Genomic DNA, 14534 nt, shown 5'->3' with positions numbered 1-14534 from the left:
CTTTTAGCATCTCCATTTCGAGCGGCATCATAGGCTCCGATATTGTTATTCCATTGCAATGCATTCTGTTTTAATTCTGTCACACCCTCAGTAGCATTGCTCAGGCTGGAATTTATACTGGAACTCAGGCTGTTCAGACCTGTTGCTGTCGACAGCGACAGGCTGTTCAGGCCTGAAGTAGCAGTATCCAGTCCTGTCTGTGTCACAGTTGACAGACTGTGCAGCTGTGAACCGTTGATGGCATCCGTTGAATCTGGTGTTACATGGCCAGCAGACACATTGGTAATTATCTGCGCCTTGTCTGTACCGTGGTCTGCACTATAGCTGCCATCTTTCCATTGCAGCGCATCCTTTTGTAGCTTTCCAACAGTATCACCAATGCTGCTGGCCATTGTAGATAGGCTGATAATGTCTGTTGTATTTGAGGAAACCAGCTTATCTGATAGTTCATTTATACTGCTGGAAACGCTCAAAGATAAACTAGACAAATTTGAATTGGTTGTATATAGCTGACCACCATTAACGGCGTCAGTGGAATCCTTTGTAGTAATATCACCATCTTGAACATTAATAATTTTTGCTGTTTTTGCTCCCGATGCAAGATGGGCTGCATCATAAGCCTGTACTTCATTATTCCACTGTAATGCATTATCTCGCAACTCTAGAATACTGGTAGAAGCAGATGTTTGCAACTCGGTTAATGTAGCACCAGTAGAGGAAATGTGGCCATCAACAGAAGTTGAAATACTTTTCAGTTCCTTTGTAGCTTCAAGAATGCTTGAAGAAGTAGAAGTACTCAAATTCGTGAAATCATCTTCAAGCGCAGATAAACTGGTTGATGTGGAAGAAGACAGCGAAGAAATACTGGTTGATGTGGAAGCATCCAGACTTTTTAACTGAGCCACATTTACAGCATCAGTATCCAGTGTACCTGCGGCCAGTCCGGTAATCTGTCGGGTGATACCAGCGCTGGCATTGCCAATAGCCACGACATTGCCAGAAGCCACTGATCCACTGCCCAAGGCTACACCATTCTCACCCTCGGCAATTGCACCTGCACCAATAGCAACACCATTAGCTCCACTAACGCGAGTGTTATTCCCCAGTGCCAGACCATTGGCAGCACTTACATTAGCGGCATTACCCACTATCATGGCACCGCCAGCCTGTGCAGTAACAGTATTGTCGTTACCTAATATTCTGATATTATCAGCTTTATTTACACCTTCTGAATCGGTTTGTATAGTATTCCTGTTACCAAATACACCAGTATTATCAGCAGCAATAGTGCCGTTCTGATTACCGAAAGAATAGCTTCCGTCACCTGTTACAATAGTCATACCGGAAGCAGCAGTAGTCTGCTTACCATTGTCTTTGTCATACTGAGTAGTTGCATTAGAACCACCAATAGCACCAGACCTCTTGCCGCTAACCTGATTAGCCGAACCGATGCTAATGCTTTGTTCACCTGTTGCCTGCGCAGAATTACCAATAGCTACAGCTGAATTATTTTTAGCCTCCGCCTGTACCCCCAGTGCTACAGTACCATCTGCACTGGCCTGAGACATCAGGCCGGCTGCCACACTGCCTACACCATTAGACGAAGCTACCGAACCCAAAGCCACACTCGAAACACCGGTAGCCTCAGCACCAACACCAAAAGCAATTGAGGCACGTCCGGAAGCCAGAGCAGCCGTACCAATAGCCATTGCACCACCTGCAGTAGCCGTAGCATTGGTACCAAAAGCCATTGAATAATTACCACTTGTATAAGAACCGCAACCAGAGGCAAAAGAATATACGCCATAAGCTACAGGCATTTTACTTATGGCTCCTCCGGTGAGCTCTCCCTGCATGGCAGCTTGCCTAGCATCTACAGAGCCGGTTGTTGTGCCATAAGGGTTTTTACCTCCGTAGGATCTATCTTCAGCAAACCGTAAATATTCTTCTAACGCAGTTATTGAAGTACCAGAAATAGTACGTCCAGGATCGCCTCTGCCAGTAACCTCATCGGCACCGCAAGACAAAGGATTGTTGGGCGCACCGGTAGCTGCAAAATCATTTGCACCATTAAGTATAATGGAACCATGGCTTGCTAACACATTATCGTTCTTATCTTTATAGCCTTGAGTCGGGGAATTATCACCCATATTACTATGACCGATAAGCGCAGCATTGGCTGCGTACACATTTGGTGCCAATAATGATAGATTCAAAAATGAAGCGACAAGGCTCAGTTTAAAAATTGCAGCAAATCTGCGTTTGCTGCTTGTCTGGCTAGTAGCTGGCAAAGAGGAAACGGTATCAGATTTAGTTTTGCTTTTAGCTAGTTCGGAAGCTGCCACCCAGGTCTGGGTTGTTTCATTCCATATAGCACGATATATTTTATTCAATTGGTTTACTCCTGATTAGAAATCATGCCGTCAAACAAAAATTTTCGATAACTAAAAAATATAGTTAATTTTTAGGTTAAATCTTTAAGTAATATAACATAAATATTTGTTTGCATGTGGTTGATAACACCGGATATTAATCAGCACGCCCGCTAACAGCCTCTTTTTTTACGAGTACAAATATTTGAAAAATATATATTTTTTAAGAAATATTTTTTTATCTTTACATATATATATGTTTCTTAAATACTTTGTTTAGATATTATTATTGTCTTATTAAAACCACAATTATCCGCTTAAAAGCTCTTTATTCCTGATTAAAAAATAATCTATTGGTTAACACATTTTTAAATACCAGGAATAAATAATTTATTTCTTAATATGATAAATAAAATATAATAAAAATATTTGTGCTCAATTTAAAATCGGGCAATTCAGTATTAGCCACTCTTTGGAAGCTGCTTTAAATAAACACTGCTGCACTTGTTGCTGATATATATGATGAATAGCGTAAACTGTCACATTGCAAAAAAATAGCTGCTTTACACGTATACCTACTACGATCAGTAAATCTGTCAAATACTGTAAGCCAAATGCATATCTATCAGTCTTGAAGTATATAGAAATCTCTGCCGGTTAATTCAAACCAGAATAATTAGTTAGTATTCGCCCATACAGGCATAAGTTTTCCAGAAATAATATGCATATATTATAGAAATAAACATACTATTAAAATGAATAGCATGTTAATCGGGGCTGAATGTAAAATAATAAATTTTCCGGCCAGCAGGGTAACGGATACAGCAAAGACTAATACTGCGCCATCTGCTTTTCAACATCAATCAGGGCACGACGGGACAGAGCCAGATTGGCTCTGTTACTGTCAAGTACCGAATACAAAAACAGGCTGCCAAGCTTTTTCAGCGGCCGGATCAGATGATATTGGTGATCAAGCGTGATAAGTATATCGTCAATTTCATCATTCAGCTCCAGCATCTGCATGGTTTTGATTTTTGATCGGATAACTTCGGTACTGCTGGCTGCGGCTATTTCCAGATCAAATTTATTGATCGCACTGCCGGCCATCAGCATACCATTATCATAATCAACCACAGCAGCTGCCAGCGCACCTTCTACGTTGAGTAATTGTGCTACAACAGCCTGATAGTTCATTCTCTTATCCCAGAATAGTAAATATTAAGCCAGATAATATTTTTCCGGCCATGCTATTTTGATGGTGCCGGTCATTATAGCATATTCAGCGCCTGAGCAATGTTATAGTTTACCTTTAAGCAGCCTGAGGTAGATGGTGAAAGGCCGGAGACAGTTGCCGGTTATGAGGAAAAGTTACCCATTCATATGCATCCGGCTGAGCCAGTAATTTACGCAACAGAGCATTATTGATTGCATGGCCGGATTTGTAGCCTTCAAACGCACCGATAATCGGATGCCCAAGTGTATAAAGGTCGCCAATGGCGTCTAAAATCTTGTGGCGCACAAACTCGTCTGGATAGCGTAATCCTTCCGGATTAAGAACATCCATATCATCAATTACAATAGCATTACTCAGATTTCCGCCCAATCCCAGATTATGGCTGCGCATCAGCTCTACTTCCTGCATAAAACCAAAAGTCCGTGCCCGCGATATTTCATCCACATAAGACTGGCCAGCAAAATCGATCTGAAAAGTCTGGTTACTGCGATTAAAAACCGGATGGTCAAAAGCTATGGTTAAAGTAACTCGGAATCCTTCATGCGGAGTAAATTTTACCCATTTGTCTCCTTCAGCAAGCATCACCGGCTGTTTAATACGTAAAAACCGTTTTTCGGCAGGCTGATCAATAACACCCGCATCCTGCAACAGATAAATAAAAGGCAGGCTGGAGCCATCCATAATCGGAATTTCCGGCGCATTCAGCTCCACCAGAATATTATCAATACCATAGGCTGCAAATGCCGACATAATATGTTCTATGGTACCGACACGAATACCATCTGTAGTGACTACCGTAGAGGACAAACGCGTATCGTTAATCAGTTCAGGAGTTAGTTGCACAATCCGGTTCTGTTCTCCGGCCAGATCAATACGCCGAAAACGAATACCACTATCCGAGGCAGCAGGATGCAGCCCGAGCCGTACCCGCTCACCAGAATGCAAACCCACTCCTGTAACGCTGATACTTTTTGCTAATGTACGCTGCAACATATCCTGTTCCTGATTAAGCTGATAGCACTATAGTAGCGAATTTTGCTGGCTGAAGTAATGAATTTTATCAAAAAGTGGATAAATTTCTGCTATCAGCATTGATTACCGCAAGTTATTCACAATCAGCGTAATTTTCATTAAACTTATCCACACAATCCACAATCCATACCCAGAAGCAGATTCAGACTTATCAATAAACAATACTATGATTAATAAAAATATTTTAAATTATCCACAGGATGTATGGCTTCATCTTTGTCCCCATCATTTTATTATTTATATTTCTATTTGAATAATAATTTAATTCTGCACATGTTCTCTCAAAGCAGTTACTTCAACAACATTGTCTTTAACCTTAAATAAAACATCCCAGTCAAACAGATGCATAACAAAAATTTTGTCTGCATGATGTTGATGAGCCGGTCGGGGATCTTGCGCCAGACTCTGACTAACCAATTGATAATAATCTGAATCTAAAGAAAATAAGGCAAGCTGTTGTAAAGCTTCCTGTGACCAGTGCACATTCAGTAACTCACGTTCACATGCAAAACCACAGCCTGCGTCAGGTTTGGCTTCAACAAAGGGAATATAGGGTTTAATATCAACAACTGGAGTTTGATCCAGAAAATCCACCCCGCTTACATGCAAACGGATCTGTTCCCGGTATTCAATCAGCTCCAGTTTCACCAGTGATAAACCAAGATGATTTGGCCGGTGCGGACTTCTGGTAGCAAAAACGCCTTTTTTTTCTTTACCTCCCAGTTTCGGAGGCCTGATCAGAGGCTGCCAGCCATCTTTAACTGTGGCATGAAAAACAAACTGCACCCAGATATATTCATAATCACTTAATCCGCGTACGCAATCTGCGGTGAATTCAGCAGATAAATCTATATATGCCTGCGCTGCCGGTACCAAGCCGGGTTGGCGGGCAACACCAAATTTTTGTTTATACGGGGAACAGATGTAGCCAATTGGCTGAATCATCCAGTGTACATTTGAGGCTGTGGAGGAATAAGGCATAAAACTGAACACATCATTATTTATCTGAATAGCAGTTATTATAGGGAACAAGTGTATATATATGTATATAAGCTGTGGATAAAATATTCAGTTTATTGTTTACACTTGGATTAATTTTTTAACTGATACTTTTTCCAGCTTATGCTGGCTATACTGGTAATTTTTGCAATTAAGCGTATTATCCTGAATTAAGATAAATTTAATCAATAACAAATTGATTATTTTAAATTTTTATTAATCTGCTCAACGGATATCAGGCATATATCTGCGTACGGATTAAACAGGCTGATTTTCTGGATACTGCACCTTTATTTGACAACATCCGTTTGCAATTTCAAAAATACATCTTATGCACAGTAACACGGCTGCCAACACAGTAAACTGAATCTGACAAAGCACATAAATGCACTCCTTGTGGATAATTAATAGTGATGGCGAGCCGGTAGTTCAATTTGAATTATCTCAGAGCAGATACAGACTGATTTTTATCTCGAATAATGCAAAGCGAAACCTGAGTTCTGTGTCTGTTTACGGCATATTGTCTCTGCTTGTGGATAAGTCTGACAGGGGAGGGGAGGGCTTAACTTTATGATTTATATTATAAGTTTTTTTAGCCCCGTATTTCAGTAAACAGCAGTTTTATTACCGCAGTAAAAATATAACTATACAGATACAAAATAAACTCTGAAATAGCTGTTAACTTGCTAATCAGTTATAGCAGACAAAAAACATCGGCTATCATTGTTACTTGTATTATTGCTGAACAATGGCAGTGTTGTGACAAAGATAGTGCCAGCATTAGATAAGATGGCTGAATATTATCCACAGGCTAATCATGCCAGCAGAATGTGATTAAGAACTGATTATCGGCAGTTTGCTTATACTTATGTTACTATGTCAGGTTAGTTAGGAATTATGGTAACAGTTGAATCATATTAATTAGCTGATTTTCTGTATTAGGATGGTTCGGATGAAAGTATTGGTAGCGGTAAAACGTGTTGTTGATTACAACGTCAAAGTACGCGTCAAAGCTGATGAATCAGATGTGGATATTGGCAATGTAAAAATGTCAATGAATCCGTTTGATGAAATAGCTGTGGAAGAGGCTGTGCGTTTGAAAGAGGCTGGTAAAGCTACTGAAGTGGTTGTGGTGTCGCTCGGGGTGAAACAATGTGAAGAAACCCTGCGCACTGCTCTGGCCATGGGTGCTGATCGCGCCATTCATGTGCAGACAGATGACGAGCTTCAGCCGCTGGCTGTGGCTAAACTGTTGAAGGCTGTGGCCGATACAGAGCAGCCACAATTATTTTTGCTGGGAAAACAGGCAATTGATGATGATGCTAATCAGACTGCACAAATGCTTGCCGCTCTGATGCAGCTTGCTCAGGGCACTTTCGTCAGTAAAATAGAACTGGCTGGCGATGAAGTATTGGTTACCCGTGAAATTGATGGCGGACAGGAGCGGCTGGCGCTGACATTACCTGCGGTGATCAGTGTTGACTTGCGTTTGAATGAACCTCGCTATATCAAGCTGCCCAATATCATGCAGGCAAAAAAGAAACCATTGGAGAAAAAAACTGTAGCTGAGCTGGGTGTGGATATCAGCCCGCGACTGATACAGCTGAAGGTTACCGAACCTGTTGAGCGAATAGCCGGTGTTCAGGTACAAAATGTTGCCGAACTGGCTGATAAATTGCACAACGAAGCTAAAGTTTTTTAAGGAGATATTGATGTCTGTACTGATTATTGCTGAACAGCAGCAATCCTGTCTGGATGAGGCAACTTTATCTGCGGTAACGGCAGGAAGCCAGCTGGGTGAAGTGGATATTCTGGTAGCAGGGCATGATGTGGCAGATGTTGCTGTTCAGGCTCAGAAAATTAACGGTGTGCGTAAAGTTCTGCTCGCTGACGCTTCTGTTTATGCTCAGGGGCTGGCTGAAACACTGGCTCCATTGATAGTGCAACTGGCTGATTCATATAGCCATATTATTGCTGCTGCTACCAGCTTTGGTAAAAATCTGCTGCCACGTGTAGCCGCTCTACTTGATTGTGCTCCAGTTTCCGATGTAACTTCAATTGTTGATACTCAAACCTTTGTTCACCCGATTTATGCTGGCAACGCGTTTCAGACTGTACGGAGTGAACAGCCAAAACAGTTACTTACCATCCGTACAACCGCATTTGCACTGGCTGAAGTAACAGCAGGTCAGGCTATTGTTGAAAATATTGCTGCTGTAGACGCGCCGCAACTGAGCCGTTTTGTTGATCGTAGCCTGACAAAATCCGAACATCCGGAATTGACCACAGCTAAAGTTGTGGTAAGTGGCGGACGTGGGCTAGGCAGTGCAGAAAACTTTGCTGCTCTTCTGAATCCGCTGGCCGATACTCTGAATGCGGCTATTGGTGCTTCGCGTGCGGCTGTAGATGCAGATTATGCCCCCAACGATTGTCAGGTAGGGCAAACAGGTAAAATAGTGGCACCAGATTTATATATTGCTATCGGAATTTCTGGAGCCATCCAGCATCTGGCCGGAATGAAAGACAGTAAAGTAATTGTGGCTATTAACAAAGATGCAGAAGCACCTATTTTTAAAGTTGCAGATTACGGCTTGGTGGCTGATCTGCATACCGCTGTTCCTGAGCTTATCCAGCAGATAAAAGCGATCGTACACTGACTTAGCAATTGCTGCTTTGACGATGTTTCACGTGAAACATTACTGTTGGAAGCCAGTGTGGCAAGCCGATTAACGGCTGTCACCGGGATGAGAAATATTTTTATAGCTCTTTGTTACCGGTAAACTGCCTGAATATAAACCGTATTTAGGCAGCTTTAAAATACTGTTGATAATATTTTATCTGGCTTAACCCCATGAACTGTTTACATGACAATCAGAGTTATGCTTTTGCCTCCGATAATTACGCAGGTGTTCACCCGAAAATTTTACAGGCATTGATGGTGGCTAACGGCGGTCACCAGCCTGCATATGGTGCAGATGTTTACACCATAGCCTTACAGCAGAAAATAAAACAATTATTTGGTGAACAGGCAGAAGCTTTTCCTGTTTTCAATGGTACTGGTGCAAATATAACCGCTATACAGGCATTATTGCCACGCTGGGGTGCGGTAATCTGTGCCGATAGTGCGCATATTCAGTGTGATGAAGGTGTTGCGCCTGAACATATGGCTGGAGTTAAGCTGTTAACTGTTGCTACCACTGATGGTAAATTAACTCCGCAGCAGATTGCAAAACAGGTCAGAGGCTTTGGCATAGAGCACCGTGCTCAGCCGGTAGTGGTTTATATCAGCCAGACTACTGAGCTGGGCACTTGTTACAGTGTGGCGGAAATCCGTAATCTGGCCGATTACTGTCATCAGCATAATATGCAGCTATATGTGGATGGTGCCCGTTTGGCTAATGCACTGGTAGCAGAGAATACTGATGTCAGAACCATGATTACTGATACCGGTGTGGATATGCTGAATCTGGGTGGCACTAAAAACGGAATGTTACAGGGCGAATGTATTATCAGTATGCACCCCGATACTCATGCAGCTATGCCGTATTTACGTAAAATCAATGCTCAGCTTGGGGCAAAAATGCGGTTTGTGTCTGCCCAGTTTCTGGCTTGGCTGGAGGATGATTTATGGCTGAATTTAGCTGCCAACAGTAATCTGATGGCGGCACGTCTGGCCGCATCACTGGCTGAGGTTGAAAATATTACTTTTACCCAGAAAACACAGGCCAACGCTGTATTTGCTGTTTTACCGGCTTCAGCCCGTACCCGTTTGCATCAGCAGTTTCATTTTTATGACTGGGATGAAGACAAAGGAGAAGTGCGCTGGATGACCAGTTTTGATACAACAGCTCAACAGGTTGATGCTTTTGTGGCTGCCATCAAGCAGGCTGTAGCAAAAGCATGAGTATGATTTATCAATACACAACACTGGCCGCACCGGCGCAAGCCGAATTCAAGGATAAAGGCAGCCGCTTTCTGGCTTTTGTGTGGCCGGTACAGAGTGAAGCTGAAATCCGCCAGCATGTGCAGACATTGCGGGAACAGCATCACAAGGCACGTCATTGTTGTTATGCATGGCGTCTGGGCGTGGATGGCAATCGTTATCGTGCTAATGATGATGGTGAACCTGCCGGCAGTGCCGGCAGGCCGATTCTCGGACAGATTGATTCTGCGGCCATCACAGATGTTCTTGTAGTGGTAATACGTTATTTCGGTGGTACTTTACTTGGCGTACCGGGGCTGATTCATGCCTATAAAACTGCTGCCGCTGCAGCAATAGCAAGTGCTGAAAAAGTTCGTCTGGATGTATGCCAGCAACTACAGCTTTACTGTGATTATGCACATTTGAGTGAAGCATTGCGCTGGTGCAAGCAGCAACAGGCACAAGTATTGCAGCAGGATTTACAGCAGCAGTGCTGCCTGCATGTACGTATACCGCTTGCCCAGCTGGAAAGTGGTCTGGCCGTTTTACGACAGCAGCGAGCCATTGATGTTAAACTGGATAGCTGAATAACGCTGATTTTTTGCTTGAAACACATGGTGAATGGTTAGCTAACAAGCTGTAAACCATATTCTGGAGAAGGGGGGCTATATGAAATTATTGGTTATAGGTGGAGGCGGGCGTGAACACGCTCTGGCCTGGCGTTTGGCACAGTCGCCTGAGGTAAGTATTGTATATGTGGCTCCGGGTAATGCCGGCACTGCGACAGAACCGAAACTGCACAATATTGCAATCAGTGACCATCAGCAGCTGATTGCATTTTGTCGCCAGCAGCAGATTACATTTACAGTAGTGGGGCCGGAAGCACCTCTGGCTGCCGGTATTGTGGATGATTTTACTGCTGCTGGTCTGCCGGTGTTTGGACCGAGCCGGTATTGTGCCCAGTTGGAAAGTTCCAAAGATTTTGCCAAAGCATTTATGGCCAGAGAAGGTATACCCACGGCTGCGTATCAGACGTTTACTGATGCAGAAGCTGCACATCAGTATATCAATCAAAAAGGTGCCCCGATTGTGATTAAAGCAGATGGTCTGGCTGCAGGCAAAGGCGTAATCGTTGCCATGACACTGGCCGAAGCTCATCAGGCGATAGACAATATGTTGCTCGACAACTCCATGGGTGCTGCCGGAGCCAGAGTAGTTATTGAGGAGTTTTTACAGGGAGAAGAAGCCAGTTTTATTGTTATGGTGGATGGTGAACATGTTTTACCCATGGCCACCAGTCAGGATCACAAACGTTTACTCGACCACGATAAGGGACCAAATACTGGCGGAATGGGTGCTTATTCCCCTGCACCGGTGGTTACTGAGGCTGTGCATCAACGGGTAATGGAGGAAATTATTCTACCTGTGGTAAAAGGCATGCAGGCAGATGGCCACCCTTATCGCGGCTTTTTGTATGCCGGCCTGATGATTGATGCAACTGGCGCTCCATATACAATAGAATTTAACTGTCGTTTTGGTGACCCAGAAACTCAGCCGATTATGTGCCGATTACAAAGTGATCTGGTGGAGCTGATACAGGCTGCATTGGCTGGCCGGCTTAACACAGTAGCTGCAAACTGGAGTAGTCAGGCTGCTGTGGGTGTGGTTCTGGCTGCTACAGGTTATCCACAGTCTCCCCGCACCGGTGATGTGATTTCTGGTGTTGTTGCCGCCAATGAGGCCGGTAAGGTATTTCATGCCGGTACAGCATTGAACGCCAATCATCAACTGGTGACTAACGGTGGGCGAGTGTTGTGTGTAGTAGGTTTGGGAGCTGATGTTAATGCTGCACAAAAACAAGCTTATACTGCTCTAGCGCCAATACATTTTGATGGAATACAATACCGGCATGACATCGGTGCCAAAGCGTTGCAAACTGTGGATAACTGAACTGGTTTTACATATTAGTAGCCATGATCTGTCTGCTTGCAGCTATTTTACCGAAGGGTGTTTTATTCTGACTGACATCTGAAATCCATTCAACATGAGTGTATGGATTTCAAGATTGTCTGAATAGGCTGCCTACCTGCCGTAGATTACAGCGCAGCCATCACTTTTTTTATTTCCTATGGTTAGAGCTGCAACCCATTTATACAATAATTTGTGGATAAAATTTACGTAGCAGTCATTTTCTGTCTACCTGTTGATAAGTATAAAAGCAGGACACCATAGCCGTTATTGTTGCGTATTGATGGTTATGTGGACAACTATCGGGATAAAAAAGCTATGTAAAAGGCAGTTATTTGCCTGTTCCTGATAAAATGCCGGTTTTTCATTTCTTTAACAAAGGCTTAATTCCGTATTTTTACGTGGTTTCTTCAGCCTGTTTGTCTGTGCAGAATTGTTTCTATTTACATTAAATGATTCTAATTTCTAAAGGTCTGGAAGGATATTTTTGCTCAATTATCATAAGTGAATATCAATACTGTTTCAGTACAGGTTTAATCTATCGTGGTTAAGGTGTATGCCGGTTTAAACTATTGATTTATCATTGCTGCATCTCATAACCCCTGCTATTGTTTTTACTGATAATTAAGATTTCCTTAGTGCCTGACAATACTTTCGCTCTAACTAGTATGCTTGTTTGTTGATAACGGGTTTATGATTATTATCTATCCGGTACTGTTATGCTGATGTTATCAGTGGATATACCGTAAATTCTTTTATGCGAATATGATGTAGTGGCAGCATAACTGCTTCTCAAGCCATTCGGGCGGGTTCAAATCCCGCTATCCGTTCCGGCAGTTTTAAAATGGTTTCTGGCTAAATAAATTATTGGAAACTATATCTGCTAAAAATATCCTCGTCATCCTTACCAGAGTATAAGTATTGTTTTGATTGTGACAAGTCTATTAACACAGTTTCCTTGTGCAAAAACAGAGTATCAATGGTAGTTATACACAGGCTTATTATCTAATTAAGTAAATTAGACTTGTTTTTTAGCAGAAAAAATTTGGATTCAGAAACAATATCCACAGATTTATCCACAAGATTAAATTTTAGCTGATTTAGTTACTCTGCATCAGATTCTGTTATAAATCTGCCCGATATATAATTTTAACCCAATAAAAGTTACTGTACGGGCGTTGAATATTCATCTATACTATTGGTTTACAGTAGCTTTTATTATTTAATTAATGTTAATGCCTTACTGATGAAGAGCAGTTAAATAAAAATTATTTACCTGAGTCGGCTTAAAAGTGTTAACAATGACTTAGAAGCTAAGTATCTGGTCAGATAACTATTAACTAGTAATGACAACCCAGAAGCTGAGTTATTCAGCATATTGTCGCTTTTATAATACATTTAATAATAGATGAACAATTAATATATTGTCTGTGTAAATACTTGCTTAAAACATAAAAATTATATAATTTATTGTTTAGAAAATATAATTTATTATACATCAGACTCAGTGGCCACTCAGCCAATCAAACGGTAGTAGTTGTTTAACCACAATTATACAAATATTTATGTTATATTACTTAATACTTTAACTAAAAATTTAACGTAATTTTAAGTTATCCGGATATTTTTGATAAACGCATGATTTTAAAAATTAGGAGTAAACCAATTGAATAAAATATATCGTGCGATATGGAATGAATCTACCCGCACCTGGGTGGCTGCTTCCGAATTAGCTAAAAGTAAAACCAAGGCAAATAGCGTTTCCGGCCAGACTGGTGCGTCATTGCCATCATTAGGTAAATCTGGCATGAATGCATTCAAGCTGGGGTTGCTTGCCTCGCTTGTGCATCTATCGTTAGCAATTCCCAATGCTTATGCTGCTGGTCGTGCAGGCTTAACCGGATTTACTTCGGTTGGCTCTGATACCGGAGCCGGTAATAATAATTTAAGTAATAACTCAGTTATTCTGGCTGGAGATAATAACGATTATTGCGGTGCAGATCATGTTAAATCGCGTTCGACCATAGGAAACGCTGCAAATGCACTAACTCCATTAGAGGAATATTTGCGTTTTGCACAGAATTGGAAATTTACTGCTAGAAATAAAGAGTTTAATCCCTATGGTACAACAGAGGCTGCAGAAAACTGGGTTGCTCAGGTTACTACCGGTCACGGAGGCTATCAAAACGGACATACAGGTGGCGTGACAAACCTATTACCAAGAGCCTTTGGTATTAATTCGTTTGCTCTTGGCTGTGCAGCTTATGTAACCGGTAATCATGGCCTTGCTTTTGGTACCAATGCTACCAGTACAGCTGGTGGAGCGCAGGCATTTGGTATAGCAGCGCTGGCCGGTGGCCGCGCCTCCAACGCCATTGGTATTTCTTCGCAGGCTACAGGTGTGTCTGGTGTTGCTTTAGGTTCTGTAGCTACCGCTGATGGAAACGGAAGTGTAGCGCTTGGCTTGCAGGCAAAAGCTTCTGCTAATAGCACCGTGGCAGTAGGGGTGCAATCTCAGGCCGGTGTGGATTCGGCAGTGGCCATTGGTAATAATAGTAAAGCTTCAGGCAAGCAAAGTATCAGTATCGGTTCCGATAATGATATTTCGGGTGAGGGATCGATTGCTATCGGCAGCTCTGCAACAGCCACCAAGTTCAAACAAGAAGACGGTACGCTGGAAACAGCTGCTACAGGTAAAACTCGTATCAGCGGCAACCATATCTTATCCTTGGGTAACAGCAATACTGGTAAAACCTCTGAAGATGCTATTACCGCTTCTGACACAGCCATATTTGGTAACAACAATATCATTGCTGCCAATGTTGGTGTACATGTTATTGGTAATAATAATAAAATAGATATTGTTAACTCAGATGCCAGTGCAACTATCATTGGTAATCATGCCAGTGTCAGCGCAGGCAACGGTTTAGCATTGGGTAATCAAACTATTGTTAGTGGTCTTGATGCGGTTGCTATAGGTAACGGTGCTCAAGCCACGGCTGAGGGC

Annotated in this window: 10 protein-coding genes and 1 tRNA gene; 7 read left to right on the top strand and 4 right to left on the bottom strand. The window is 42.3% G+C overall.

Translation table 11 applies throughout. The features are described from left to right. The 4 genes from BHC51_RS06695 to tsaA form a co-directional block, all read right to left on the bottom strand. Window positions 1-2393, bottom strand: a 2393-nt coding sequence (locus BHC51_RS06695) for an ESPR-type extended signal peptide-containing protein (RefSeq protein ID WP_218966387.1), incomplete at its 3' end; no start/stop codon positions are given. Between the two features lie 810 nt (window positions 2394-3203). Continuing rightward, window positions 3204-3566 carry a hypothetical protein gene (locus BHC51_RS06690; RefSeq protein WP_100099895.1) on the bottom strand — a complete coding sequence of 121 codons (363 nt, stop codon included), beginning with the start codon at window positions 3564-3566 and terminating at the stop codon, window positions 3204-3206. A 115-nt stretch (window positions 3567-3681) separates the two neighbouring features. Further along, the gene (lpxC, locus tag BHC51_RS06685) at window positions 3682-4599 is read right to left on the bottom strand and encodes a UDP-3-O-acyl-N-acetylglucosamine deacetylase (protein ID WP_100124368.1); all 918 of its coding nucleotides are present in this window, start codon (window positions 4597-4599) and stop codon (window positions 3682-3684) included. 300 nt (window positions 4600-4899) lie between these two features. Continuing rightward, complete coding sequence (gene tsaA, locus BHC51_RS06680; protein ID WP_180296452.1) at window positions 4900-5583, bottom strand: tRNA (N6-threonylcarbamoyladenosine(37)-N6)-methyltransferase TrmO; 684 nt, start codon at window positions 5581-5583, stop codon at window positions 4900-4902. Window positions 5584-6589: 1006 nt separating this feature from the next. Here tsaA and BHC51_RS06675 point away from each other — a divergent pair. From BHC51_RS06675 to BHC51_RS06645, 7 genes are all read left to right on the top strand, one after another. Next, on the top strand, window positions 6590-7339 hold the full coding sequence (locus tag BHC51_RS06675) for an electron transfer flavoprotein subunit beta/FixA family protein (protein ID WP_100153609.1): 750 nt from the start codon (window positions 6590-6592) through the stop codon (window positions 7337-7339). 10 nt (window positions 7340-7349) lie between these two features. Beyond that, window positions 7350-8294 (top strand): electron transfer flavoprotein subunit alpha/FixB family protein, encoded by a 945-nt coding sequence (locus tag BHC51_RS06670; RefSeq protein ID WP_100153608.1) that lies wholly within the window; start codon window positions 7350-7352, stop codon window positions 8292-8294. Between the two features lie 194 nt (window positions 8295-8488). After that, window positions 8489-9541 (top strand): threonine aldolase family protein, encoded by a 1053-nt coding sequence (locus BHC51_RS06665; protein ID WP_100153607.1) that lies wholly within the window; start codon window positions 8489-8491, stop codon window positions 9539-9541. Then, window positions 9538-10146, top strand: coding sequence for an IMPACT family protein (locus BHC51_RS06660; RefSeq protein WP_100153606.1), 609 nt, complete (start codon window positions 9538-9540; stop codon window positions 10144-10146). The genes BHC51_RS06665 and BHC51_RS06660 overlap by 4 nt, the downstream gene beginning before the upstream one ends. 82 nt (window positions 10147-10228) lie before the next feature. Further along, the gene (gene purD, locus BHC51_RS06655; RefSeq protein WP_100153605.1) at window positions 10229-11509 is read left to right on the top strand and encodes a phosphoribosylamine--glycine ligase; all 1281 of its coding nucleotides are present in this window, start codon (window positions 10229-10231) and stop codon (window positions 11507-11509) included. 777 nt (window positions 11510-12286) lie between these two features. Beyond that, window positions 12287-12357 (top strand) — tRNA-Glu (locus tag BHC51_RS06650). A gap of 836 nt (window positions 12358-13193) precedes the next feature. Continuing rightward, the coding region (locus BHC51_RS06645; RefSeq protein WP_257384783.1) for an ESPR-type extended signal peptide-containing protein at window positions 13194-14534 on the top strand (1341 nt) is incomplete at its 3' end.

This window comes from Snodgrassella alvi, assembly GCF_002777745.1.
In the GTDB taxonomy this organism is placed as follows: Bacteria; Pseudomonadota; Gammaproteobacteria; order Burkholderiales; family Neisseriaceae; genus Snodgrassella; species Snodgrassella alvi_D.
Note: the sequence above shows the minus strand (reverse complement) of the source record. Positions and strands in the feature narration are given on the sequence as shown.

Excerpts from the sequence above, each read along its gene's own strand:
- BHC51_RS06670 (WP_100153608.1), top strand. The coding sequence starts at position 7,350 with ATGTCTGTACTGATTATTGCTGAACAGCAGCAATCCTGTCTGGATGAG.
- tsaA (WP_180296452.1), bottom strand. The coding sequence starts at position 5,583 with ATGATTCAGCCAATTGGCTACATCTGTTCCCCGTATAAACAAAAATTT.
- BHC51_RS06665 (WP_100153607.1), top strand. The coding sequence starts at position 8,489 with ATGAACTGTTTACATGACAATCAGAGTTATGCTTTTGCCTCCGATAAT.
- lpxC (WP_100124368.1), bottom strand. The coding sequence starts at position 4,599 with ATGTTGCAGCGTACATTAGCAAAAAGTATCAGCGTTACAGGAGTGGGT.
- purD (WP_100153605.1), top strand. The coding sequence starts at position 10,229 with ATGAAATTATTGGTTATAGGTGGAGGCGGGCGTGAACACGCTCTGGCC.
- BHC51_RS06660 (WP_100153606.1), top strand. The coding sequence starts at position 9,538 with ATGAGTATGATTTATCAATACACAACACTGGCCGCACCGGCGCAAGCC.
- BHC51_RS06690 (WP_100099895.1), bottom strand. The coding sequence starts at position 3,566 with ATGAACTATCAGGCTGTTGTAGCACAATTACTCAACGTAGAAGGTGCG.
- BHC51_RS06675 (WP_100153609.1), top strand. The coding sequence starts at position 6,590 with ATGAAAGTATTGGTAGCGGTAAAACGTGTTGTTGATTACAACGTCAAA.